General features: G+C 55.9%; 21 protein-coding genes and 1 other RNA gene. 4 read left to right on the top strand and 18 right to left on the bottom strand.

Annotated features, from left to right (window positions below; genetic code table 11):
• Positions 1-19: 19 nt before the first annotated feature.
• The 13 genes from QHL1GM_RS01210 to rsmI form a co-directional block, all read right to left on the bottom strand.
• Positions 20-961: a D-alanine--D-alanine ligase gene (locus tag QHL1GM_RS01210; RefSeq protein ID WP_071692850.1), complete on the bottom strand. Its 942-nt coding sequence runs from the start codon at positions 959-961 to the stop codon at positions 20-22.
• Complete coding sequence (gene murC / locus QHL1GM_RS01205) at positions 958-2,370, bottom strand: UDP-N-acetylmuramate--L-alanine ligase (protein WP_071695869.1); 1,413 nt, start codon at positions 2,368-2,370, stop codon at positions 958-960. The genes QHL1GM_RS01210 and murC overlap by 4 nt, the downstream gene beginning before the upstream one ends.
• A 50-nt stretch (positions 2,371-2,420) precedes the next feature.
• On the bottom strand, positions 2,421-3,518 hold the full coding sequence (gene murG / locus QHL1GM_RS01200) for an undecaprenyldiphospho-muramoylpentapeptide beta-N-acetylglucosaminyltransferase (protein WP_071692849.1): 1,098 nt from the start codon (positions 3,516-3,518) through the stop codon (positions 2,421-2,423).
• Between the two features lie 33 nt (positions 3,519-3,551).
• Positions 3,552-4,733, bottom strand: a complete 1,182-nt coding sequence (gene ftsW / locus QHL1GM_RS01195) for a putative lipid II flippase FtsW (protein WP_071692848.1) — start codon at positions 4,731-4,733, stop codon at positions 3,552-3,554.
• Complete coding sequence (gene murD / locus QHL1GM_RS01190; RefSeq protein WP_071692847.1) at positions 4,730-6,118, bottom strand: UDP-N-acetylmuramoyl-L-alanine--D-glutamate ligase; 1,389 nt, start codon at positions 6,116-6,118, stop codon at positions 4,730-4,732. The genes ftsW and murD overlap by 4 nt, the downstream gene beginning before the upstream one ends.
• Before the next feature lie 72 nt (positions 6,119-6,190).
• Positions 6,191-7,273 (bottom strand): phospho-N-acetylmuramoyl-pentapeptide-transferase, encoded by a 1,083-nt coding sequence (gene mraY / locus QHL1GM_RS01185; protein ID WP_071692846.1) that lies wholly within the window; start codon positions 7,271-7,273, stop codon positions 6,191-6,193.
• 14 nt (positions 7,274-7,287) lie between these two features.
• On the bottom strand, positions 7,288-8,640 hold the full coding sequence (gene murF / locus QHL1GM_RS01180; protein WP_071692845.1) for a UDP-N-acetylmuramoyl-tripeptide--D-alanyl-D-alanine ligase: 1,353 nt from the start codon (positions 8,638-8,640) through the stop codon (positions 7,288-7,290).
• On the bottom strand, positions 8,640-10,133 hold the full coding sequence (locus QHL1GM_RS01175; protein ID WP_071692844.1) for a UDP-N-acetylmuramoyl-L-alanyl-D-glutamate--2,6-diaminopimelate ligase: 1,494 nt from the start codon (positions 10,131-10,133) through the stop codon (positions 8,640-8,642). Before QHL1GM_RS01175 ends, murF begins: the two co-directional genes overlap by 1 nt.
• Before the next feature lie 19 nt (positions 10,134-10,152).
• Positions 10,153-11,859, bottom strand: a complete 1,707-nt coding sequence (locus QHL1GM_RS01170) for a penicillin-binding protein 2 (protein ID WP_071692843.1) — start codon at positions 11,857-11,859, stop codon at positions 10,153-10,155.
• Positions 11,856-12,191 carry a cell division protein FtsL gene (ftsL, locus tag QHL1GM_RS01165; protein WP_071692842.1) on the bottom strand — a complete coding sequence of 112 codons (336 nt, stop codon included), beginning with the start codon at positions 12,189-12,191 and terminating at the stop codon, positions 11,856-11,858. The genes QHL1GM_RS01170 and ftsL overlap by 4 nt, the downstream gene beginning before the upstream one ends.
• 8 nt (positions 12,192-12,199) lie before the next feature.
• Positions 12,200-13,156, bottom strand: a complete 957-nt coding sequence (gene rsmH, locus QHL1GM_RS01160; RefSeq protein WP_071692841.1) for a 16S rRNA (cytosine(1402)-N(4))-methyltransferase RsmH — start codon at positions 13,154-13,156, stop codon at positions 12,200-12,202.
• Positions 13,157-13,223: 67 nt separating this feature from the next.
• An RNA gene (rnpB, locus tag QHL1GM_RS01155) (RNase P RNA component class A) lies at positions 13,224-13,594 on the bottom strand.
• A gap of 32 nt (positions 13,595-13,626) precedes the next feature.
• Entirely contained in the window at positions 13,627-14,484 is an 858-nt protein-coding gene (rsmI, locus tag QHL1GM_RS01150) for a 16S rRNA (cytidine(1402)-2'-O)-methyltransferase (protein ID WP_071692840.1), read from the bottom strand.
• A gap of 114 nt (positions 14,485-14,598) precedes the next feature.
• Between rsmI and QHL1GM_RS01145 the strand changes: the two genes are divergently transcribed.
• From QHL1GM_RS01145 to QHL1GM_RS01130, 4 genes are all read left to right on the top strand, one after another.
• Entirely contained in the window at positions 14,599-16,107 is a 1,509-nt protein-coding gene (locus tag QHL1GM_RS01145) for a penicillin-binding protein activator (RefSeq protein WP_071692839.1), read from the top strand.
• Positions 16,097-16,468, top strand: a complete 372-nt coding sequence (locus QHL1GM_RS01140; RefSeq protein ID WP_083570942.1) for a YraN family protein — start codon at positions 16,097-16,099, stop codon at positions 16,466-16,468. The genes QHL1GM_RS01145 and QHL1GM_RS01140 overlap by 11 nt, the downstream gene beginning before the upstream one ends.
• 48 nt (positions 16,469-16,516) lie before the next feature.
• Entirely contained in the window at positions 16,517-17,107 is a 591-nt protein-coding gene (locus QHL1GM_RS01135; protein WP_071692837.1) for a phosphoheptose isomerase, read from the top strand.
• An 89-nt stretch (positions 17,108-17,196) separates the two neighbouring features.
• Positions 17,197-17,769 (top strand): BON domain-containing protein, encoded by a 573-nt coding sequence (locus tag QHL1GM_RS01130; RefSeq protein WP_071692836.1) that lies wholly within the window; start codon positions 17,197-17,199, stop codon positions 17,767-17,769.
• Between the two features lie 91 nt (positions 17,770-17,860).
• Here the strand turns inward: QHL1GM_RS01130 and QHL1GM_RS01125 are convergent, their stop codons facing one another.
• The 5 genes from QHL1GM_RS01125 to petA all read right to left on the bottom strand — a co-directional run bounded on the left by QHL1GM_RS01125 (position 17,861) and on the right by petA (position 21,835).
• A complete protein-coding gene (locus tag QHL1GM_RS01125) occupies positions 17,861-18,367 on the bottom strand; it encodes a ClpXP protease specificity-enhancing factor (protein ID WP_071692835.1) in 507 nt (168 codons plus the stop codon).
• A 66-nt stretch (positions 18,368-18,433) separates the two neighbouring features.
• A complete protein-coding gene (sspA, locus tag QHL1GM_RS01120) occupies positions 18,434-19,060 on the bottom strand; it encodes a stringent starvation protein SspA (protein WP_071692834.1) in 627 nt (208 codons plus the stop codon).
• A 149-nt stretch (positions 19,061-19,209) separates the two neighbouring features.
• Complete coding sequence (locus QHL1GM_RS01115) at positions 19,210-19,977, bottom strand: cytochrome c1 (protein WP_071692833.1); 768 nt, start codon at positions 19,975-19,977, stop codon at positions 19,210-19,212.
• Positions 19,977-21,236, bottom strand: coding sequence for a cytochrome bc complex cytochrome b subunit (locus tag QHL1GM_RS01110; protein ID WP_071692832.1), 1,260 nt, complete (start codon positions 21,234-21,236; stop codon positions 19,977-19,979). Before QHL1GM_RS01110 ends, QHL1GM_RS01115 begins: the two co-directional genes overlap by 1 nt.
• Complete coding sequence (gene petA / locus QHL1GM_RS01105) at positions 21,236-21,835, bottom strand: ubiquinol-cytochrome c reductase iron-sulfur subunit (protein ID WP_071692831.1); 600 nt, start codon at positions 21,833-21,835, stop codon at positions 21,236-21,238. Before petA ends, QHL1GM_RS01110 begins: the two co-directional genes overlap by 1 nt.
• Between the last annotated feature and the right edge of the window lie 160 nt (positions 21,836-21,995).

The following is a 21,995-nucleotide window of genomic DNA, read 5'->3' as shown; positions in this document are numbered from 1 at the left end:
CTTTTGAATAAGTCATTAGTCATGCTGTGAACTGCTCACCTGCGGTGTTGAGTATTTGCAGCACCAGTTCATCAAAGCTTATGCCCGCATGAGCCGCCGCTTGAGGTACCAAACTATGATCGGTCATGCCAGGTACCGTATTGACTTCCAATAGCCAAAAACGCCCTTCGCTATCGCGCATGACATCAACCCGACCCCAGCCTACTCCGCCGATAGCGGCAAACGCCTGTTGGCAGAGCAATGCAAGCTCATCCTCGTCTTGCGCCGACAAGCCACAGGGCAAATGGTACTGGGTAGTATTAGCGATATATTTGGCTTCGTAGTCGTAGAAACCTCCGGGCACTTCAACTCGAATCGCAGGTAACACCTGATCACCTAGCAGCGCAACGGTATATTCGTCGCCCACTATAAAGCGCTCCGCCATCACGCGGGCATCGAACTGGGCGGCCTCATGATAGGCCGCTTCAAGCGCTGCCTGGCTTTTCACGATGCTAATGCCCAGCGTCGACCCCTCATGCACGGGCTTCACAATCAGCGGCAGGCCAAGTTGCTCGACAACGGCGGACCACTCCGACGTTGCCTCCAACATAATACTTTCAGGAGTGGGTAGCCCAACCGCGCTCCATACCTGCTTGGTGCGCTGCTTATCCATCCCCAGGGCCGAAGCGAGCAACCCGCTGCCGGTATAAGGAATACCGAGCAGCTCCAAAGCTCCCTGCAAAGTGCCATCTTCGCCGCCGCGGCCATGCAGAGCCACAAAGACCAGCGAGGGAGCCAGTTGCTCTAAACCGACCAAGCCATTGTCACGGGGATCATAGCCGCAAGCATTGACACCTTTACGCTGCAGCGCTTCAAGCACCGCCGCACCGCTTTTCAGCGACACCTCGCGTTCAGCGGAGGTTCCTCCATAAACGACAACGACTTTTTCAAGAGACTGGGGAGTTGTTACGTCAACGCTCACAGATCCACCTCGTTCATCGCTAGCTGTGCCTGTGCCAAGCGCATGGAGATTCCCCCCACATCACCGGCGCCCTGGGTGATTAAAATATCGCCTGGGCGCAATACGTTGGTTAATAGCGCAGGCAGTTCATGTTTGTGCTCGACAAATAGCGGGTCAACGTCACCACGCTGACGAATAGAGCCCGCCAAAGTGCGCCCCTCAGCGCCAGGGATAACCGCTTCACCGGCACTGTACACATCGAGCAGCACCAGCGTATCGACTTGAGAAAGCACCCTGACAAAATCTTCGTATAAATCGCGGGTACGGCTATAGCGATGGGGCTGATAAAGCATAACCAGGCGACGATCCGGCCATCCGGCGCGAATTGCCTGTATCACCATGTCAACCTCCCGGGGATGGTGACCATAGTCATCCACCAGCATGATATCGCCGCCACCGTGGGGCGCAGGAAAGTGACCATGCACCTGGAAACGGCGACCGACACCGGCAAAACCTGCCAGACCACTCAGAATAGCGCTATCACTCACGCCTGCATCGGTAGCCACCACAATCGCCGCCATGGCGTTTAGGGCATTGTGGCGCCCCGGCATAGCCAAACGCACGTCTAACGGCGCAGCGCCGCCAGGGCGTAACGCTGTGAACGACACTTCACCACCACGCTGGGCAAAATCAACAATCCGGTAATCGGCATCGCTGTCAAACCCATAGGTCACGAACTGCCGCTTCACCTGCTCGCACAGCACGCGCACATGGGGGTCATCGATACACAGCACAGCCAAGCCATAAAACGGCAAGTTGTGGAGAAATTCGATAAAAGTACTTTTGAGCCGCTCAAAATCGCCACCATAGGTCGCCATATGGTCAGCATCGATATTGGTGACAATCGACACCATCGGCTGTAAGTGCAAAAAGGAGGCGTCGGACTCATCGGCCTCGGCAACTAAATAGTCCCCCTCGCCTAAGCGGGCATTGGCACCGGCACTGGTTAATTTCCCGCCAATCACAAAGGTAGGGTCAAGCCCTCCTTCCGCCAGCAGCGTCGCCGTCAAGCTGGTCGTGGTTGTTTTGCCATGGGTGCCCGCCACGGCGATGCCGTGACGAAAGCGCATTAGCTCAGCAAGCATTTCAGCCCGGCGCACTACCGGCACACGGTGCTCATGGGCCCAACGTATTTCTGGATTGGTTTCATCAATGGCACTCGACACCACCACCACATCAGCGCCCTCGACATTGGCCTCGGCGTGCCCGATCGCGACACTAACACCGCATTGACGCAGCCGCTCCACGACCGAAGAGGTCTTCGCATCACTACCGCTCACGGTGTAGCCTTGATTCGCTAGCACTTCGGCAATACCGCACATCCCTGCGCCACCAATGCCGACAAAATGGAGTCGCCGAATTCGGCGCATGCCGGGGCCAGCGGCAGAACGTGAGGGTGCTATGGTTTTGTCTGAATCGATCACGCGGGGTCTCCTAACGGCACCATCGCCAAACACCCTTCAGCCAAGCGCTTTGTAGCGTCTAAATGGGCAGCTTGGCGTGCATTGGCCGCCATCGCTACCAGGGTATTCGGGACGAGCAATTGATTTAAAAATTCACTTAACCGCTCAACGGTGAGCTCAGATTGAACCACACACACTGCCGCTCCCGCCTTGACTAGCACCTGGGCATTGATCCGCTGGTGATCATCGACGGCAAAAGGGAATGGCACTAGTAGTGCGGGTTTGGCCGCAGCAGCTAACTCCGCGACTGTCAGCGCGCCGGAGCGGCACACCACTAAGTCGGCCCACTCGTAGGCGGCGGCCATATCGTCAATAAAGGGGCTAACCTCAGCGCTCACGCCGTGCTGTTGATAATTTTCAGTAGTGGCCTCATCACGACTCTTACCCGCCTGATGGCGTACTTGAGGGCGCCGCTCAATGGGCAGCGCAGCCAGTGCAGGAGCCAAGCGTTCGTTAAGCGCGACAGCGCCGAGCGAACCGCCCACCACCAACAAGCGTAGAGGCCGGGAAGAGAGCGTTTCCTCATCTAGTGGTGAGCTCCCCAAGGCGGCGATATCATCACGCACCGGGTTGCCGATGACCTCGGCACGCTCCCCGAAAGCCTCAGGAAAGGCGGCGTAGGTGCGCTTAGCCAATCGCGACAGTACGCGATTAGTCAGGCCTGCCACGGCGTTCTGCTCATGGATAACCAAGGGAACGCGCGTCAACCATGCTGCCAACCCGCCAGGTCCACTGGCAAATCCACCCAAGCCGACCACCACATGGGGCTTGAAGTCACGAATAACGGCGCGTGCCTGCAAGATCGCACGGCTAAGATTCAGCGGTGCTTTGAGCCACCCCATCAAGCCGTTGCCGCGCAGCCCACTAACCGCAATCGTATGTAATTTAATGCCCGCTTCGGGCACCAGACGGTTTTCAATCCCTCTAGGGCTGCCCAACCACTCAACGTCGACCTGCTCCGCCTGCAAAGCGTTGGCGAGTGACAATGCTGGAAACACATGGCCGCCAGTGCCCCCTGCCATAATCAGTACTCGTCGGCTAACGTTAGTCGTCACATCAAACTCCTGATAACACCAAGCGGCATAGCGTTAGGATAAACGCGGCTCATGGCGGGATTTATACGGGGTGGACGCGCGTCGCGGCCGATGACGTGTTTCGGCATCTGTGCGCAGCAGTAACCCGACCATAATGCCAGTGACTAACAGGCTAGAGCCGCCATAGCTCATCAGCGGCAACGTTAGCCCTTTGGTCGGCAACAGCCCAGAACTTACCGCCATGTTAATAAACGCCTGGGCGGCCACAATAAAGCCGATGCCGTAACTGACATAAGCACCAAACAGATGCCCTGAAAGCTCCGCTTTACGACCTACCCACATAGCGCGGGCAATCAATAGAGTGAATAACAGTACGACGATAATCGCGCCGATCATGCCCAGCTCTTCAGCAATTACCGCAAAGATAAAGTCGGTATGTGCTTCGGGCAGATAGTGTAATTTTTGCACGCTGTTACCCAAGCCTGTGCCCGTTACATGTCCCCGCCCGAAGGCGATTAACGCTTGGGTTAACTGGTAGCCGGTTGCGAATTGATCGGCCCAGGGATCTAGAAAACTCGTCCAGCGCGCCAGCCGGTAGGGCTCAATTACCACCATCATCACCGCCCCAGAGCCAAGGAGTGTCCCGCTGCCCAGCAGCAGCACGAGCGATGCACCGCTCATCATCAGCATACCAATCACACAAACGGTAAAGACCACCATGCCGCCGAAATCAGGCGCTAAAAAAAGCAGCCCAGCGGGCACCGCCAGCACGGCTAGTGGGCGCCACATGCTGAACGCTCGGCGACGCAAATCGTAGGTGAAACGCGACATAAACGCCGCCATGTAGAAAATCAGCCCGACTTTGGCAAATTCGGAGACCTGTAAACTCGGCAAGGGCCCCGGCAGCGCTATCCAACGCTTACTACCATTGATCTCTTGACCAACAAACAACACTAAAACCAATAGGAAAATAGAAACGAGCAGAATCAGCGCTGCATTCTGCCGCCAGACTTCAAGCGGCACGCAGAGCATAAAGATGCAGGCCATGATGGCCAGCACCAGGAAGATACCGTGCTGGCGTGAGTAGTGATAGGTATCTTCCAACAAACCAATCGATGCCGAACTGACCATCACCCAGCCCAACCCCGCCAAGGCAACCGCCGCTATAATCAGCCAAATATCACAGGGCAGATCGCGCGTGGTAAGCACCGTACGAAGACGCTGAACTCGGCTCATAGCGCCTCCCCAGCGGTAGGTGATGTTTTGCCCTGCACCCAGCGGCGAAATACTTCGCCGCGCTGCTGGTAGTTGGCAAACTGATCCAGGCTCGCGCAGGCGGGCGAGAGCAGCACGCAGTCTCCCGACTGGGCAAGCTCAAAAGCTGCCTCCATCGCCTGGGTTAAATCCTCAACCTGCTGAATGCTGACGTGTTCAATCAATGCGCCAGCTAGCCGGGGAGCATCTAAACCGAAAAGCAGCACGTGCCGCGCGCACTTAGAAAGAGGCTCGGCCAAAGGGGAAAAATCAGCGCCCTTTCCTACCCCACCCGCCAGTAGAATCAAACGCCCTTCCAGCGTTGCACCAATGCCATTAATGGCCGCTAAGGTAGCGCCGACGTTGGTACCCTTGGTGTCGTTGACCCAGGTGACGCCGTTAATTTCTGCAATCACTTCACTGCGGTGTTCCAAGCCTTTAAATTCTCGCAGCGCGCTGCACATGGGCGCAGCCGCAAAGCCCAACGCCTGCCCCATGGCCAGCGCGGCCAATGCATTGAGGTAGTTGTGCTGACCGGCCATTTTTAACTCATCGATGGCCAACCAAGGGCTGCCCCCCTGCATTAACGTAGGCTTCTCATGGTGAAACGCCAGCCCCCACTCGTCCCCCTTAGGGGCTGCTTGAGTAAAGTAAGCCATTTGGTCAACGGGATGTTCTGGCCACGTGCGGGGGTCATCGGCATTCACCACGGCACTCTTTGCACCGATAAAAATACGCTGTTTTGCGGTGCGATAGCCATGCATATCCCCATGGCGATCGAGGTGATCTTCGGATAAGTTCAGGAAAGCAGCGCAGCGCGCACCAAGATAGGGAGTCGTCTCAAGCTGAAAACTTGAAAGTTCAAGAATGTAGAGTGCCGCATCGGGATGGCTGGCCAACAGATCCAGCGCGGGAGTACCAAGATTCCCCCCCACCGCCGCATTCACACCGGCGGCAGCGGCCATCTCTCCCAGCAGCGTAGTGACCGTTGATTTGGCATTGGATCCGGTGATAGCAGCAATGGGAGCGTTAGCGGCACGTACAAAGAGGGCTATCTCGCCCACCACCATCGGTTCACCTGTGCGCGGGTTTAGCTGGTCCGCCAGCTCTTTTAAGCCCGGCATTCTCGGATCAAGCCCAGGGCTAACCACCACCTCTTCAACATCACGCAGATCCAGTGAGGTTAACGGACCGCAGTGAATATCGACCCCTGGATGAGCAGCTTTAAAGTCATCCAATCCCGGTGGCTCGCCACGCGTATCCGCTACTATGTAGGGCACATTTAAACGGCTTAAATGGCGGCAAATCGCACGACCCGATAGCCCCAGCCCCACCACTAGCGTTAAACCTTTAGCAACTCGAACCATCACAGGCTCCCTCTCGCCTCATGCTTTCGACCCGTCAATCCATTCTTGGCCATTTGCATTAACGAACTTTCATTAACGAACCTTGAGCGTTGCGAGGCCGAGCAGCACCAGCACCACGGTAATGATCCAAAAGCGCACAATTACCCGCGGTTCAGGCCAGCCTTTCAATTCATAGTGGTGATGCAATGGCGCCATGCGGAAGATGCGTCGCCCGGTGAGTTTATAAGAGCCCACCTGAAGAATCACCGACACCGTCTCCATGACAAAAATACCGCCCATAATAAACAGCACAATTTCCTGACGCACGATCACTGCCACCACGCCCAATGCAGCCCCTAGTGCCAAGGCACCTACGTCGCCCATAAAGACCTGTGCGGGGTAAGTGTTGAACCATAAGAAGCCCAGCCCGGCGCCAGCAATGGTGGCGCAAAAAACCGCCAGCTCGCCGGTACCTGCAATGAACGGAATATGTAAGTACTCGGCAAAAACAGTATTGCCACTGGCATAAGCAAACACCGACAAGCCCATGGCCACCAGCACCGTGGGCATAATCGCCAAGCCATCGAGACCATCGGTCAAATTAACCGCATTGGAACTGCCCACAATCACAAAATAGCTAAGCACGATATAGAAAACGCCCAGCGGTAGAGCGACCTCTTTGAACAGCGGTACCAGCAAACTGGTTTCGACCGGCGTCGAGGCGGTCAAATAGAGCAGCACTGCCGCTCCAAGCCCTACCACTGACTGCCAGAAATACTTCCAGCGGGCGGGTAGCCCACGCGGATTTTTCTCGACTACTTTGCGGTAATCATCGACCCAGCCGATGGCACCAAAACCTAGCGTGACGCCTAACACCACCCAGATATAAAGGTTGGTTAAGTCTCCCCAGAGCAAAGTACTGAGGGCGATGGCCAATATAATCATCGCCCCTCCCATGGTCGGGGTACCCGCCTTGGAAAGGTGGGACTGAGGACCATCGTCACGTACGGATTGGCCGATTTGCCCCTCGACCAGCCTGCGGATCATCCATGGCCCAAGCCATAAGCAGAGCATTAACGACGTGAGAGCGCCTAAAATCACGCGCAGGGTTAAATAGTTAACTACCTGAAAATCAGATTGGTACTGCGATAGAAAATTCGCCAAGTGAAGTAACATGAACGGCGTTTACCTTATTTATCCGAACGCAGTGCATTAACGACATGTTCCATGCCCGCACTGCGCGACCCTTTCACCAGTACAGTGGTGTCCGGCGGCAAAGTATTAGTGACATGACGCGTTAGCGCCTCGTAATCGTTAAAATGCAGCCCACGACCAAAGGCTTCACTTGCAGCGCGTGCGGCATCGCCCAGCGTCAGCAGCTCATCAATGCCAAGTGCAGCGGCATAGCGGCCAATATCTGCGTGTAACGCCGCTGAATCCTGCCCCAGCTCGCCCATGGCGCCTAGCGCACACCAGCGCGGGCCCGGGAAACTCGCCAGCGTATCCAGGGCCGCTTTGACCGCCCCCGGGTTAGCATTGTAAGTGTCATCCAGCAGCTTGGCACCCCGCAAACCGGGCACCACGGTTAGCCTACCCGCTAGCGTTTGCAGTGATTCCAAGCGCTCAATGATCTGCTCTGCCGACACACCCAGCGCTAGTGCCGCAGCGGCGGCAGCTAAAGCATTGCTGACATTGTGCTTGCCGAGCAGCGGCAAACGCACTTGGCCCAGCGCCTGGCCATGCTGCAGCAGCGTGAAAGCATACCGCCCTTGAGGATCACAGGAAAGCGCTGAGGCGCTGACATCAGCCTGGGGATGAAAACCAAAGCTGACCACTCGCCTTGGGGCCGCTCGAGAAGCCCAGAAGGAGTAGTAATCATCATCGCGGTTCAATATGGCCGTACCCTGCTCACCTAGCCCGGCTAGCAATTCACTTTTCGCCTGGGCTATCTGGCCCATACCGCCAAACTCGCCCACATGGGCGCCGGTCACATTGGTAATAATCGCAATATCGGGCAGTGCAAGCGGCGCAGTCCAGGCAATCTCACCCAAATGATTAGCGCCTAGCTCTATCACAGCGGCTTTATGCTGCTGGCGCAATCGCAATAGGGTCAGCGGCGCACCGAAATCGTTGTTCAAATTCCCCTCGGTTGCTAACACCTCGCCTAAAGGCGTCAGTAGTGCAGCGCACATCTCCTTCACCGTGGTTTTACCGCTATTGCCAGTGACTGCCACTAACGGGCCATGCCACGTGCGCCGATGTGCACCGGCCAGTAACCCTAAGGCTAGCCGCGTATCGGGGCAAACCAGCTGGGGTAAGTCGCTGGCAACGGTAGCCTCTACCAGAGCCGCCGCAGCGCCTAACTCCTGGGCACGTTCGACAAAATCATGGGCGTCGAACTTAACCCCTTTTAAGGCAATAAACAGACACCCAGGCTCAATTTTACGGCTGTCGGTAACGACTGAATTGACGGCTATCTGAGCACTTCCTGGCGGCGCTTCGATGCCGAGCGCCGCGGCCACTTGGCCAAGAGCCCAGTGCATTACTGTGCTCTCCGCAGGGCAAAGGCGCGCTGGATCTCTTCGCTATCGGCGTAAGGGTGGCGTACCCCCTGGATCTCCTGGTACGCCTCATGCCCTTTTCCAGCGATCAGCACCACATCCTGAGCGCCAGCTTGTTTAATGGCCGCTGATACGGCTTCGCGACGATCAGCGATTTCAATCGGCTGCGATGCCGCTGAGAACCCGGTCAAAATCTGCTCACGGATTTGCGCGGCAGATTCATTGCGCGGGTTATCGTCGGTGACGACGATGTGATCGGCCAACTGCTCGGCGGCTCGAGCCATTTCGGCTCGCTTACCCGTATCGCGATCCCCTCCGCAGCCAAACACACACCATAATTTACCCGCGTCGCCCAAGTGAGCGCGTAGCGCCTGAAGGGCACTCTTCAGAGCATCCGGCGTGTGGGCGTAATCCACCACCACGCTGGGGGCGTCCCCATCGCCATAGCGCTCCATCCGCCCTGGCACCGGTGATAGCGCTGTTGCTGCATCGAACAGCGCATCGAGGGATTCGCCTAACCCATACAGCACGGCCATCGCCAGCAGCACGTTATCTAAGTTGAAGCGACCCATTAACTTCAAACGCAGCATCTTCTCGCCGTCGGGAGTCGCAATCATCGCTTGCTGCCCCTGCTCAAACGCCTGCCAATCCAGCACCCGCAACGTAACGGCTTCATCTTGGCCAGTGGCCAGCACACGTACGCGGCTACTAGCACCAGCCAGCATTAGGCGCGCCAAGGGGTCATCTCCATTCACCACTGCCAAACTGAGTTCAGAACGGCGAAACAGCTTGGCTTTCGAAGCCGCATAGGCCGCCATGCTGCCGTGGTAATCCAAATGGTCACGAGTCAGATTGGTAAATACCCCGACGCCGACATTGACCGCTTCCAACCGATACTGATCCAGAGCGTGAGATGAAGCTTCCAAGGCAACACGCCTTACGCCCTGCTGGGCCAACTCACCCAGCGTCGCCTGCAGCGCCAAGGGGCCAGGTGTGGTTAAGCCACTATCACTCAGCTCGCCAGGGCGTCCCACACCTAAGGTGCCGACAAGACCTGCAGGTGTTCCCAATGCTTCGCTGAGGGCCGCAATATAGTGAGTAACAGAGCTTTTACCGTTAGTACCGGTTACTGCAATTACTTCCAGGTCACTGGGCACTTTATACAGTGCCCGCCCCAGCTCGCCTAAACGCGACGACAGATGGGGCAGCTTCAGTACCCGCCCCTCAAGCTGTACATCGCCATGAGATGCCTGCGCTAAAATAAGCGAAGCCCCAGCCTCAAGGGCTTGCTCAATAAAATCGCGCCCATCGCGCTGACTGCCAGGCACGGCTACAAAAATGTCGCCCTTGGTGAGCGTGCGCGTATTCATTTCAATGCGCAGCTGATCCGGCAGCTTAGGCAGGTCAGCGGGCAGTGGTGACTTGGGCCATACTTTCGCGAGCGCCGTTAATATTTCGCCTGGACTCAGCGTCATGCCATCTCCTTAAAAAAAACTATTCCGCCTCGTGGTCCGGCGGGACGTCCAGCAAGCGTAAAGCATTCCCCGTCACACTGGAAAAAACCGGTGCGGCGACAGCGCCGCCATAAAATTCGCCTGCCTTGGGGTGATCAATCATTACCACAGTGACAATACGCGGGTCAGAAATAGGTGCAATACCGGCAAAGACGCTGCGGTATGCATCGGTGGTATAGCCCTGCTGGCCTATTTTGCGCACCGTGCCCGTCTTACCCCCGACCCGATAGCCCTCGACCCGAGCTCTCCGCCCGCCAGTATAGGCAGCAACGGAAGTCTCCAGTATCCGCAACAGGTCATTGGCAACCGTGGGCTCTATCGCGGGAGTGCCTTGGGGTGGCTCAGAAAGGCGTATCAGTGAGGGCGGCAAACGAACGCCATCGTTAGCTAGTGCCGTGTAAGCACTGGCCAGTTGCACCGCTGACACAGACAGGCCGTAACCGTAGGAGAGCGTCGCCCGCTCGCTGCGCGACCAGCGAACCGGCGCCGGCAAGCTGCCAGTAGACTCACCAGGAAAACCGGTTCCGGCCGCCTGCCCCAGCCCTAGCTGATTATACTTTTCCCAAATCGCCGTATCGCTTAATTGCAGCGCCAAGCGGGCCATACCCACATTCGATGATTTCTCCAGAATGCCGGGTAGATCCAGTTCGCCATAATTACGGAAATCGCGAATGGTGAACTGATCCAATCGCATCCAGCCGGGCGAGGTATCAACCACAGAGTTGCGATCCACCACGCCACTCTCTAACACGGCAGCCATAGCCAGCGGCTTCATCACCGAGCCGGGCTCAAATACATCGACCAAGGCCTGGTTACGCAACCCACGCGGATCAAGCCCCGCTCGGTTATTAGGGTTGTAGGAGGGCAAGTTAGCCATAGCCAACACCTCTCCCGTACGGGCATCCATCATCACCAGTACGCCGCCATCAGCCTCATTCTCAGCCACCGCTGCGCGCAGCTCCCGGTAGGCCATATATTGAATGCGCTGATCAATGGAGAGAGTCAGCTCGCCGCCCGGCTGGGCTTCGTCAATAACACCCAGCTCGCGAACCAGACGCCCACGGCGATCTTTAATGACCCGCCGCTGACCTGGTCGCCCCGCTAGGTAAGGCTGATAGGAAAGCTCCAAGCCCTCCTGACCGACATCATCAACGTTGGTCACCCCTAGCAGCTGAGCGGCGACTTCACCAGCGGGATAGTAGCGTTTATATTCACGCTGGGGGTAAACGCCAGGCGTGCGCAGGTTTAGAATCTGCTGTGCCGCTGCGGGAGTCATCTGGCGGCGCAAATACATAAACTCATGCTCGCTAAAGCGCGCCACCCGCGCCTCGAAGTCGCCCAGCGACATGCCCAACCCCTGGGCCAGCATTACACGCTGTATAGCATCTTCGGGAAGTTCTTGCGGATTGGCCCAAAGGGTTACCACCGGCGTGGAAATCGCCAACGGTTCGCCATTGCGGTCTGTAATCATGCCGCGGTGGGCAGGGATTGTTTCGTGACGGAGAGTGCGCGCGTCACCCTGGCTTTGCAGAAAGGGGCGGTCAATGACCTGCAGCAAAGTAATACGGCCAATCAAAATAGCCGATGCCAAGCCAATCGCGAGCAGAATAAACATAAAACGCCCGCCGCCTAGCGGAGGCGCAATCGGCGCCAGACGCGAGGTACCGCCTCGACGTTCGCTTCTCATGGTCGAATCACCTCAACATCATGGACATCGGGGATTCGCATACCCAGTCGGTCAGTGGCAATTTGCTCAATACGGGCAGGCGTCGACCATGCGCCCTCCTCAAGCAACAGTTGTCCCCACTCCGTTTGCAGCTGGTTCTCTTCTTGCTCCAGCTGTTGCAGCTGAGCAAATTGAACCCGCGTCATGTGGGTAGTGACAACCACGCCCAACCCGGAGGCTATGCAGAGTAGAAACAGTAGCGTAATAGCCACCGGCCAGGTGCGTAAACGCACCCTGAAAGGCCATTCGGTGCGTAGCGTGGCTGCCCACTGCTCAATCCGATCCATGCTCATGATGATAATTACATCCGTTTGCGTGCAGCCCGCATGACGGCGCTGCGTGCGCGAGGATTGGCATCCACTTCCTCCTCGCTTGGCCGCACACCTTTGCCGAGTGCTTCAAGACGCCGATTCATTTGATCGTCGCGAATCGGCACCCCTCGCGGTAAGTCGGTATCGCCGCGGACATGGTGGCGAATAAAGCGCTTCACGCGGCGATCTTCCAACGAGTGAAAGCTGATAACCACTAAGTGGCCACCAGGCGCCAGCGCCTCAAGCGCGGCGTCTAAGGCGCTGTCTAACTGCTCCAGTTCGCCGTTGACGAAAATACGCAGCCCTTGAAACGCTTTGGTGGCGGGGTGACGCCCCTTTTCCCAGGCGGGGTGAGCCACTTTCAATACTTCGGCCAGGTCGACCGTATGGGTAAACGGCCTCTCAACCCGGCGAGTGACCACGGCGCGGGCCAAACGTTTGGCATAACGCTCTTCGCCATAGGTTTTAAACACATAGGCGATGTCGGACTCACTGGCCCGGGCCAGGAAATCAGCCACGCTTTGCCCTTGGGTAGGATCCATACGCATATCTAGCGGGCCGTCGCGCATAAAGCTGAAGCCGCGCTCGGGGTCATCTAACTGAGGCGAAGAAACGCCAACATCGAGTAAAACGCCGGAAAGCTTACCGAACACGCCCTGTTCACGGGCAAATTCGGCAAGCTGAGCAAATTCTCGCTGGGCAATCTGGAAGCGTGAATCGTCTATTTCAGCAGCCGCAGCAATCGCTTGGGGATCGCGATCCATAGCGAGCAGTTGGCCCTGGGCATCCAAACGATCAAGAATCAACCGTGAGTGACCGCCTCTCCCGAAGGTGCCGTCTAAATAGACGCCTCGCGCATCGTGCACCAGGGCATCGACAGCACCTTCCAGTAGTACGCTGGTATGGCGAAAGCAGTTAGCAACCTGTTCAGCGTCAGGAGAAGGCATGTTTTTCTCACACAAAATGATAGTGACAGCGTAATAAAGAGCGTGCGGACACGCTCTGGTACGTAAGTGGGGGAGTCGGCCGATAAGCCGGGTTCTGTCGTGGACAGCCATTCCTCTAGGCGCTGCGTTACCACAGCGCTCAAGCAACCTACCCGGATCCAGCGCGGGCCACGCCATTGGATCCCTATTTGGTCTTGCTCCGAGTGGGGTTTACCATGCCACGCACTGTTACCAGGCGCGCGGTGCGCTCTTACCGCACCCTTTCACCCTTACCGGCCCCAGAGGTTTATTTCAGGGGCTTAGGCGGTCTACTCTCTGCTGCACTTTCCGTCGGCTCACGCCGCCCAGGCGTTACCTGGCACTCTGCCCTATGGAGCCCGGACTTTCCTCCCCCAACACCTTTTGAGGGGTATTAGCGGCGACTGTCTGGCCAACTCCGGCGGCAAGCATACCAGCGCCCTCGATTTGCCTCAATGCTCACCTTTAATTGCTTGCAAACGCGCGTACCAGACTTGCTTACGTCCACCGAGCATTCGCGCGGCAATCGCAGCGCCCTGCTTCACGCCAACCGCCTCTGCCAGCAGCGCCTCCAGCAAGGCGTCCGCTGATATATCCTGATGCTCACTCTGCTCAACCGGCGGCGCCCCGGCAACAATCACCACGAATTCGCCGCGGGCTTGATTAGGATCGGCAGCCAATTGCTCCAGTAACGATGCAGGCGTACCGTGTAGAAACGTCTCGAAGGTCTTGGTTAGCTCACGTGCCAGCACCACATCGCGATCCGCCATTTGTTCCAGTAACGCTTCAAGGGTGTGCACGATACGATGTGGAGATTCATAAAACACCAGCGTCTCTTCGCGGGTTTTCCAACCCTCCAATGCTTGGCGTCGTGCGCCTGGCTTGGCAGGTAGAAAACCGGCAAATACAAAACGGTCTGTCGGCAGGCCCGCTCCTGACAGCGCAGTAATCAGCGCACAAGGGCCGGGAATAGGCACAATATGGCGATTGCGTGCCCGCAACTCTCGTACCAGCACAAAGCCGGGATCGCTAATCAACGGTGTTCCGGCGTCACTGATCAGGGCAATATCTTCACCCGCAGCGAGATAACTATCCAAAGTATCTACCCGACGCGCTTCATTGTGCTCGTGTAAAGAGAGCATGGGCTTGTTTAGCCCCAAGTGCGCCAACAGGCGGCCACTATGGCGAGTATCTTCAGCGGCAATTCGCGTCACCTGGCCCAACACCCGAGCGGCACGCGCGGTTAAGTCATCCAAATTCCCAATTGGCGTGGCAACCACGTACAATGTGCCCGGATTATCGTCTGTCATTGTTGACTCTCAATTCGTTGATGGCTTGCCCTGCTGGTGCGCTATGCTTGTGCAGTGGCTTGGTCAATCGCTGACAAGCAGCGACAGCGCAAATGGAAACCTAAGGAAGGATACATGAAACAGTCATTACGTGGCTTAGTCGCCGCTGCTCTTGTGGCATTTCTCGTTGCTGGCTGTGCGATGCAATCGCCTAGCGTGGTAGATCGAGTGCCCGATGAAGACCCTGGCCAGCTACTCAGCCAAGCGGAACAGCAAGCGCCAGAGCAAGCCGCGAAAACACGCCTGGAAGCGGCTAACATTCTGGCTCGCCAAGGTGAGCGCGACAGAGCCTTCGAAACCGCCGATGGGATTGATGAAAGCTTGCTCTCAGAATCCGACCGGGTACGCTGGGCACTGCTATTTTCCGAGCTTGCCCGCGCGCTAGATGAACCCCGTGCCGTACTGCGCGCCACTCAGGTACTCGATGACGAGCTGCCAATGCAGGCCAACCAGCAGGAGCGGCTTGAAGAGCGCCAGCGCTGGGCCCGTGAGGCGCTTGATCAGCCCAGCGGTGCGGTGAGCGTTGCACTGCCAGAGCTTGAGGGTCAGGAAATACGCCGCATCGTGGTAGCACTGCCCGAATCAGGCCCGCTTAGCAGCGTCGCCAATACCATCGCTACGGCTATGCGGCAGCACCATGATGTTAAAGGCAGCAATGTAGAGTTGAGCTTCCTGGACGCCTCGAGCTACTCAATGGATGAGCTTTACGACCGCGCCCAACAAATGAATGCGCAGTTAATTATTGGCCCGCTAGATAAGGATCAAGTAACCCAGCTAGAGCAGCGCGATAGCGTGCCGCTTCCGACACTGGCGCTCAACTATGGCAGCGGCGATAACAACCAAGCCCAGCGACTCTTCCAGTACGGCCTTTCAGCCGAAGATGAAGCGCGCCAAGCTGCCCGTCGTGCCTGGCAGGATGGTCACCGTCAAATGTCCATGATGGTACCGGATAACGGCTGGGGCAGACGCGTAGGCGAAGCCTTCTGGAACGAGTGGCATAGCCAGGGCGGCGAAATCAACAACGCCGTGCGCTACAACCCGGATAGCTCGGTTTCCAATGCCGTACAAACCGCGCTCAATGTCAGCGGTGATCGCGCGCGTCTAAGCAATATTGATGCCCTATTCCTGCTCGCCCTGCCCGAGTATGCGCGCCAGGTGCCACCGACTATGGATTACTACTACGCCCCCGATCTGCCGATCTATGCTACCTCACACTTGCATGAAGGGCGCCTTCAGACACGCCTTGACCAAGATCTAAACGAGGTCATGTTCGTGGATATCCCTTGGCAGATCCCTGACGCCGCCGTCGGTGGCGAAGAGGCCCTGCCCTATGCATCTACCTACCAAAGCCTGCGGGACGAATCTGATGCTTCCATGTTCCGCCTGATGGCAATGGGCGTTGATGCTTACGAGCTGGCTATCCGCTTTTCCAACCTTGGCGAGTTGAACGGCCTTAATGGCAGCACCGGCACCCTCTACTTAAGCGACGACGGTCGTATCTACCGCGAACTACCCTGGGCCAAATTCCAGAACGGTGTGCCCTCACCCATTTTAATCCCTAACCTGGATGACAGTGACGACTAACGCCCACACTGCCCGTGCCCGCGGCGCAGCCATTGAGCAGCTTGCCGCTCACTGGCTGCGCCAACAGGGGCTCACCCTTGTCACGCAGAATCATTACGTGAAAGGAGGTGAGCTTGACTTGGTAATGCGAGATGGCGATATTCTCGTCTTTATTGAGGTCAAACACCGCACGACGACGCGCTACGGACATCCGCTGGAAACGGTCTCATACCAGAAACAGCAACGCTTGGTGCGTGCGGCAAGGCTCTATATCGCCCGCAGCGGGCTTTCATCACCCTGCCGCTTTGATATCCTAGCGATAACGGGCAAGCAGCCCAATCTCGAATTCCATTGGGTGAAAGCTGCTTTTGATGCCTTTTGACTGTCTTTAAAAACGGTCTTTACACTTTAATTTAACCAGGAAGCCCTGATGGACTTTCAATCTCGGATACTCGGCCACTTCAACGCTAGCATTGACACCAAAACTTACGCCAGCGAAGTACTTCCGCCGTTTATTGAAGTGGCTAGCCAAATGATGGTGCAGTGCCTTGTTAGCGAAGGGAAAATTCTCGCTTGCGGTAATGGTGGCAGTGCCGGCGATAGCCAGCACTTCTCTTCTGAGCTACTCAACCGCTTCGAGCGCGAACGCCCCAGCTTACCTGCACTGGCGCTTACGACCGATACGTCTACGCTTACCTCAATTGCTAACGACTACAGCTATAATGAGGTTTTCTCAAAGCAGATTCGCGCCCTAGGTCAGCCGGGGGATGTGCTGCTGGCCATATCCACCAGCGGTAACTCAGGTAATATTGTACAAGCGATTCAAGCCGCCCATGATCGTGAAATGACGGTGGTCGCCCTCACGGGTCGCGACGGTGGCGACATGGCGTCACTCTTAGGCCAGGATGATTGTGAAATTCGCGTCCCGGCTACATCGACGGCCCGCATTCAGGAGGTTCATCTGCTGGTGATTCACTGTCTATGCGATCTTATCGATGAACAGCTGTTTGGCAGCGCCTAAATAGAACTTATTATAGCGTCACCAAGCGAGTGGTTTTTAACCAAACCTTTTAAACAATGCTTTACTGCTAGCATCAAGGAGTCATACCGATGGCCCAACGCCTCTCCCCTCGCGCCTTAATAGCCGCTGTGCTTTGCGCGGCACTCTTCATTACCGGCTGTGCCAACAACTCAGCCTCTAATCAGTCCAATTATGCCCAGCGTAGCGACGATGTTGAAGCTATCGATACCACCATTGAGCGTGAAGTTGATGCCGCGCTAAAGCGTGCCGACGGCCGGCTAGGCGATGCCCGTATTCGCGCTCATAGCTATAACGGCGTCGTGCTTCTGGTGGGTCAAGTACCCAGTGAAGAGCTTCGCGATAAGGCGGGTGAAGTTGCCAGTAACCTACGCGGTGTTACTGACGTCCACAACGAACTCACCATTGCCGCCCGCCTACCGGCTAGCCAGCGCCTGACCGACACCTGGCTAACTACCAATGTAATCAGCCATCTGGCAACCAATGACCGTATTGACTCTTCGAAGATAAAAGTCACCACTGAAAATGCCAGCGTCTACCTGATGGGCCGCGTTACCCGCGAAGAGGCTGATCGGATCGTCAATGCAGCCTCCTCGGTTGGCGGCGTACAGCGAATCGTAAAAGTATTTGATTACCTAGACTAACCCGCTATTTCCCCATTGCGTTCTAGTAGCCATAAAAAAAGCCTCGCTCAATTCAAATGAGCGAGGCTTTTTTTGTAAGCAACCCAGGGCGTTATTTTACGACCCGCAGGGTGGGCTTTTTCTTCGTCTTGCTCTTCGCTTGAGCCTCTTTATCAGCCTCTTCGCTTGAAGCCTTAGTATCACTGTCACTTTTCTCAGGAACAGGCTCTGTGACCGACAACTCCGGTTTGGTAGAGGGCTTATCTTCGTCCTCAATATCGCCAAAGGACTCGGCTCCATCGCCTAGCTCAGGCTCGTGACCAAAGACCATACCTGCACCGTTCTCACGGGCGTAAATAGCGATTAAGGCCGGGATCGGTATCATTACCTGCATAGGTTGCCCGCCAAAGCGCGCATTAAAGCCTATCGCCTGGTTCTCCATAAAAAGATCACGCACAGCGGTCGGCGCCACGTTCAAAACGATCTGACCGTTCTGAACAAACTGACGCGGAACCTCTACGCCTGGCAAGGTAGCGTCAACCACCAGATAAGGCGTTAGCTCATTATCCAACAACCACTCGTAGAGCGCTCGGGCGAGATAGGGGCGACTCGATTTCATCTAGACTCCCTCCTCCTTACAAGAAAGGCTCCCTGCCCTTGTCGAGCACAAAGGAGCCAAATGAATTCAAGCGCGCATCTCTTTTTCACGCTCACTTAAAGATGCCTTAAACGCTTCACGCTCGAATACTCGCGACATGTATGACAGCAGCGGCTTGACCTGCTTTTCAGGCAACTCGATGTTGAGTTCCGGCAAACGCCACAATACAGGCGCCAAACAGCAATCCACCAGCGTAAACTCTTCGCTCATGAAGTAAGGCATATCCTCGAAAATAGGCGATATGCCGATCAGGCTTTCACGCAACTCTTTACGCGCTTTATCTGCCTCTTTCTTTCCACCGCTGCGAATCAGGTCGACCATTGGGCACCACTCGCGCTCAATGCGGTGCATCCATAGGCGGCTTTGCGCACGCGCTACAGGATAAACAGGCAACAGCGGAGGATGCGGGAAACGCTCATCCAAGTACTCCATCATGACTTTGGACTCATACAGCACCAAGTCACGATCTAACAGCGTCGGTACGCTGTTGTACGGGTTGAGGTCTGCCAGCTCTTCCGGCGGTTTTTCTTCGAGCACATCGACGATATCGACGGCAACCCCCTTCTCGGCCAGCACAATGCGCACACGATGACTGAAATGATCATCACTACCTGAGTAAAAGATCATCGACGACCGCTTGGCCACAACACCCATGAAAGCATCCTCACATCAAAACAATCTTGGATAATAACACGCCAGCGCTACCTTAGGGGAAGCCAGCTTGCTTTGCTTTACTGCCATGCTGACAAGCAAAAGGCGCACGACTTACGCCGTGCGCCTAACTGACCATCAGCTACTACTAATTAGTGGATGTCTCGCCAGTACTCACGCTTGAGCAGGTAAGCAATCACACCAAAAATGAAAATAAAGATCAGTACTTTAGGCGCCAGCGCCTGGGCCTGAAGCTTGGAAGGCTCACCTACATAAGCCAGGAAGTTAGTAAGGTCATACATCGCTTCCTCAAACTCCGCAGGCTCGAGCTCGCCTGGCTCGGTCACTTGCAGCACATCACAAGACTGGTACTTGCCCGATAACGCATCCGGCTCTTGGCCTTCTACCGGGCGGTCAGTTTCAGCACATACCAGCTCTTGAACGCCCTGCAGAGGCTCCAACACGTTTGGCATTGCCACTAGGTCAAACACCGTGTTGTTAACGCCCGTGGGACGGCTAGGATCTTTGTAGAACCCGAGCAAGTAGGAGTAAATCCAATCGGTTCCTCGCACACGCGTCTTGAGAGACAGATCCGGCGGCGGCGCACCAAACCAACTCTCACCATCGCCGCTGCTCATAGCGTTATGCATTTGGTCGTTATAGGCCAGTTCAGGTGAGAAAATAAGGTTCTCTTCAACCAGATCCTGAGGCATTCCCAAGTCGTCAGCCGCACGGGAAAAGCGTTGATACTGAAGCGAGTGGCAGCCCATGCAGTAGTTCACATAGAGCTTCATGCCATTTTGCAGCGAGGCCTGATCTTGCAGATCAGGATCCATTGAGTGAGGCACACTTGCAGCTGGCGCTGCCATCGCCGTTACTGGCACTAACGCGAAAAGGAGTCCAAATAGATACTTTTTCATTAGCCAGTCACCCTTTCCGGAACGGGTTTAGTCTTCTCCAGCTTGGTGTAGAACGGCATCAAGACAAAGAAGGCGAAATAGATCACGGTGCACGCCTGAGCCAGGAGCGTCCTACCCTCTGTCGATGGCAACACGCCCAAAACACCCAGGATGACAAAGCTGATAGCAAACAGCGTCAGCATGGTTTTCGACATCCAGCCTTTGTAACGCATTGAGCGTACCGGACTACGATCCAGCCAGGGCAGAACAAACAATATTGCAATTGCCGCCCCCATAAAGATAACGCCCAAGAACTTAGCGTCTAAGCCAAACACCGAAAAGGTTATCGCGCGGAGAATGGCGTAGAAAGGCGTCATATACCAAACGGGCGCAATGTGATCAGGCGTCTGCAGCGGGTTCGCGGGGTCAAAGTTTGGCTTTTCAATAAAGTAGCCGCCGCCCTCTGGGAAATAAAACACCACCACACAGAAAACGAACAGAAATACTGCTACGCCAACAAGGTCTTTCACCGTGTAATAGGGGTGGAACGGAATCCCATCCAACGGCACACCGGCCTCATCTTTCTTCTGCTTGATATCGATGCCGTCTGGGTTGTTTGAACCCACCTCATGCAGGGCAATGATGTGCAGTACAACGAGCGCCAGAATGACGATTGGCAATGCGACCACGTGCAGCGCAAAGAAACGGTTAAGGGTAATACCTGAAATCAGGAAGTCACCACGTACCCACTGCGCTAAATCGGGACCGATAGCCGGAATCGCCGAGAACAGCGAGATAATTACCTGTGCGCCCCAGTAAGACATTTGCCCCCACGGCAGCAGGTAACCCATGAAGGCTTCCGCCATTAGCACCAGATAAATAGTCATACCAAAGACCCACACTAGCTCGCGGGGTGCTTTGTAAGAGCCGTATAAGAGGCCACGGAACATATGCAGATAGACGACGAGGAAGAAGGCCGAGGCCCCTGTGGTGTGCATGTAGCGAATCAACCACCCCCACTCCACATCGCGCATGATGTATTCGACGGAATCGAACGCACCTTCAGCGGAGGGGTTAAAGCTCATGGTCAACCAGACACCGGTAAGAATCTGGTTAACAAGCGCTAGCAGCGCTAATGAACCAAAGAAGTACCAAAAGTTAAAGTTCTTCGGCGCGTAGTACTTGGAGAGATGCTCTTGCCACATTTGTGTAGCGGGAAAGCGGTCATCCACCCAACGCATGATGCCTTTTTCCGCCTTGGCTTTATTCGGATTACCCATTAGGCAGACTCCTCATCTTCGCCGACGATAATGATGTCATCATTTTCGAAGCGGTAGGGTGGCACCTCAAGATTGGTTGGTGCGGGGACGTTACTGAACACGCGACCAGCCAAATCAAAGCGAGAGCCATGGCAAGGACAGAAGAAACCACCCGGCCAGTTATCGACGCCAACACCCTCAGCGTCAGGCTCTGGCCGGAAAAGCGGCGAACAGCCCAGATGCGTACAGATACCAATCAGCACCCCAATCTCAGGCTTGATAGAGCGCATGTGCCCTTCAATATAAGTTGGTTGCTGCGGCTCGGCTGATTCTGGATCAGCGAGTACCCCCTCTTCGAGCGACTCTGTGCGCTCAATCATTTCAGGTGTGCGATGGATGATCCAAATCGGACGTCCCCGCCACTCAACGGTCATCCGTTGCCCAGGTTCAAGCTTGGATATATCTGCTTGAACGGGAGCACCCGCCGCTCTTGCCCTGGCACTAGGCTGCCAAGAAGCCACAAAGGGTACCGCTACCCCGACAGCACCTACCGCACCCACAACGGAGGTGGCGCCTACGAGGAAACGGCGTCGGCCTTTGTTTACGCCGTTATCTGCCATTTCAGGTTTCTCCCATCAGCTTACCCGTTCCGCCGCAAAGGCGTCTTGCGACGACGAATATTAATTACGCTCTATGGTAAAAAAACAAAGCGCTGTGCACAAGAACAACCGCTCGTGACCATAGTGGTACGAGCAATATAATTTTTTGATATTCCAATAA

The organism is Halomonas sp. QHL1, assembly GCF_001882345.1.
GTDB lineage: Bacteria > Pseudomonadota > Gammaproteobacteria > Pseudomonadales > Halomonadaceae > Vreelandella.
This window is presented reverse-complemented; position numbering and strand designations above follow the sequence as displayed.

Bases quoted from the DNA above. Each gene is read 5' to 3' on its own strand.
- QHL1GM_RS01115 (WP_071692833.1), bottom strand. From the start codon at position 19,977: ATGAAAAAGTATCTATTTGGACTCCTTTTCGCGTTAGTGCCAGTAACG.
- rsmI (WP_071692840.1), bottom strand. From the start codon at position 14,484: ATGACAGACGATAATCCGGGCACATTGTACGTGGTTGCCACGCCAATT.
- sspA (WP_071692834.1), bottom strand. From the start codon at position 19,060: ATGGGTGTTGTGGCCAAGCGGTCGTCGATGATCTTTTACTCAGGTAGT.
- QHL1GM_RS01170 (WP_071692843.1), bottom strand. From the start codon at position 11,859: ATGAGAAGCGAACGTCGAGGCGGTACCTCGCGTCTGGCGCCGATTGCG.
- rsmH (WP_071692841.1), bottom strand. From the start codon at position 13,156: ATGCCTTCTCCTGACGCTGAACAGGTTGCTAACTGCTTTCGCCATACC.
- mraY (WP_071692846.1), bottom strand. From the start codon at position 7,273: ATGTTACTTCACTTGGCGAATTTTCTATCGCAGTACCAATCTGATTTT.
- petA (WP_071692831.1), bottom strand. From the start codon at position 21,835: ATGGCAGATAACGGCGTAAACAAAGGCCGACGCCGTTTCCTCGTAGGC.
- QHL1GM_RS01175 (WP_071692844.1), bottom strand. From the start codon at position 10,133: ATGACGCTGAGTCCAGGCGAAATATTAACGGCGCTCGCGAAAGTATGG.
- QHL1GM_RS01130 (WP_071692836.1), top strand. From the start codon at position 17,197: ATGGCCCAACGCCTCTCCCCTCGCGCCTTAATAGCCGCTGTGCTTTGC.
- ftsL (WP_071692842.1), bottom strand. From the start codon at position 12,191: ATGAGCATGGATCGGATTGAGCAGTGGGCAGCCACGCTACGCACCGAA.
- murF (WP_071692845.1), bottom strand. From the start codon at position 8,640: ATGCACTGGGCTCTTGGCCAAGTGGCCGCGGCGCTCGGCATCGAAGCG.
- QHL1GM_RS01110 (WP_071692832.1), bottom strand. From the start codon at position 21,236: ATGGGTAATCCGAATAAAGCCAAGGCGGAAAAAGGCATCATGCGTTGG.
- QHL1GM_RS01125 (WP_071692835.1), bottom strand. From the start codon at position 18,367: ATGAAATCGAGTCGCCCCTATCTCGCCCGAGCGCTCTACGAGTGGTTG.
- QHL1GM_RS01135 (WP_071692837.1), top strand. From the start codon at position 16,517: ATGGACTTTCAATCTCGGATACTCGGCCACTTCAACGCTAGCATTGAC.
- murC (WP_071695869.1), bottom strand. From the start codon at position 2,370: ATGCGCCGAATTCGGCGACTCCATTTTGTCGGCATTGGTGGCGCAGGG.
- ftsW (WP_071692848.1), bottom strand. From the start codon at position 4,733: ATGAGCCGAGTTCAGCGTCTTCGTACGGTGCTTACCACGCGCGATCTG.
- QHL1GM_RS01145 (WP_071692839.1), top strand. From the start codon at position 14,599: ATGAAACAGTCATTACGTGGCTTAGTCGCCGCTGCTCTTGTGGCATTT.
- murD (WP_071692847.1), bottom strand. From the start codon at position 6,118: ATGGTTCGAGTTGCTAAAGGTTTAACGCTAGTGGTGGGGCTGGGGCTA.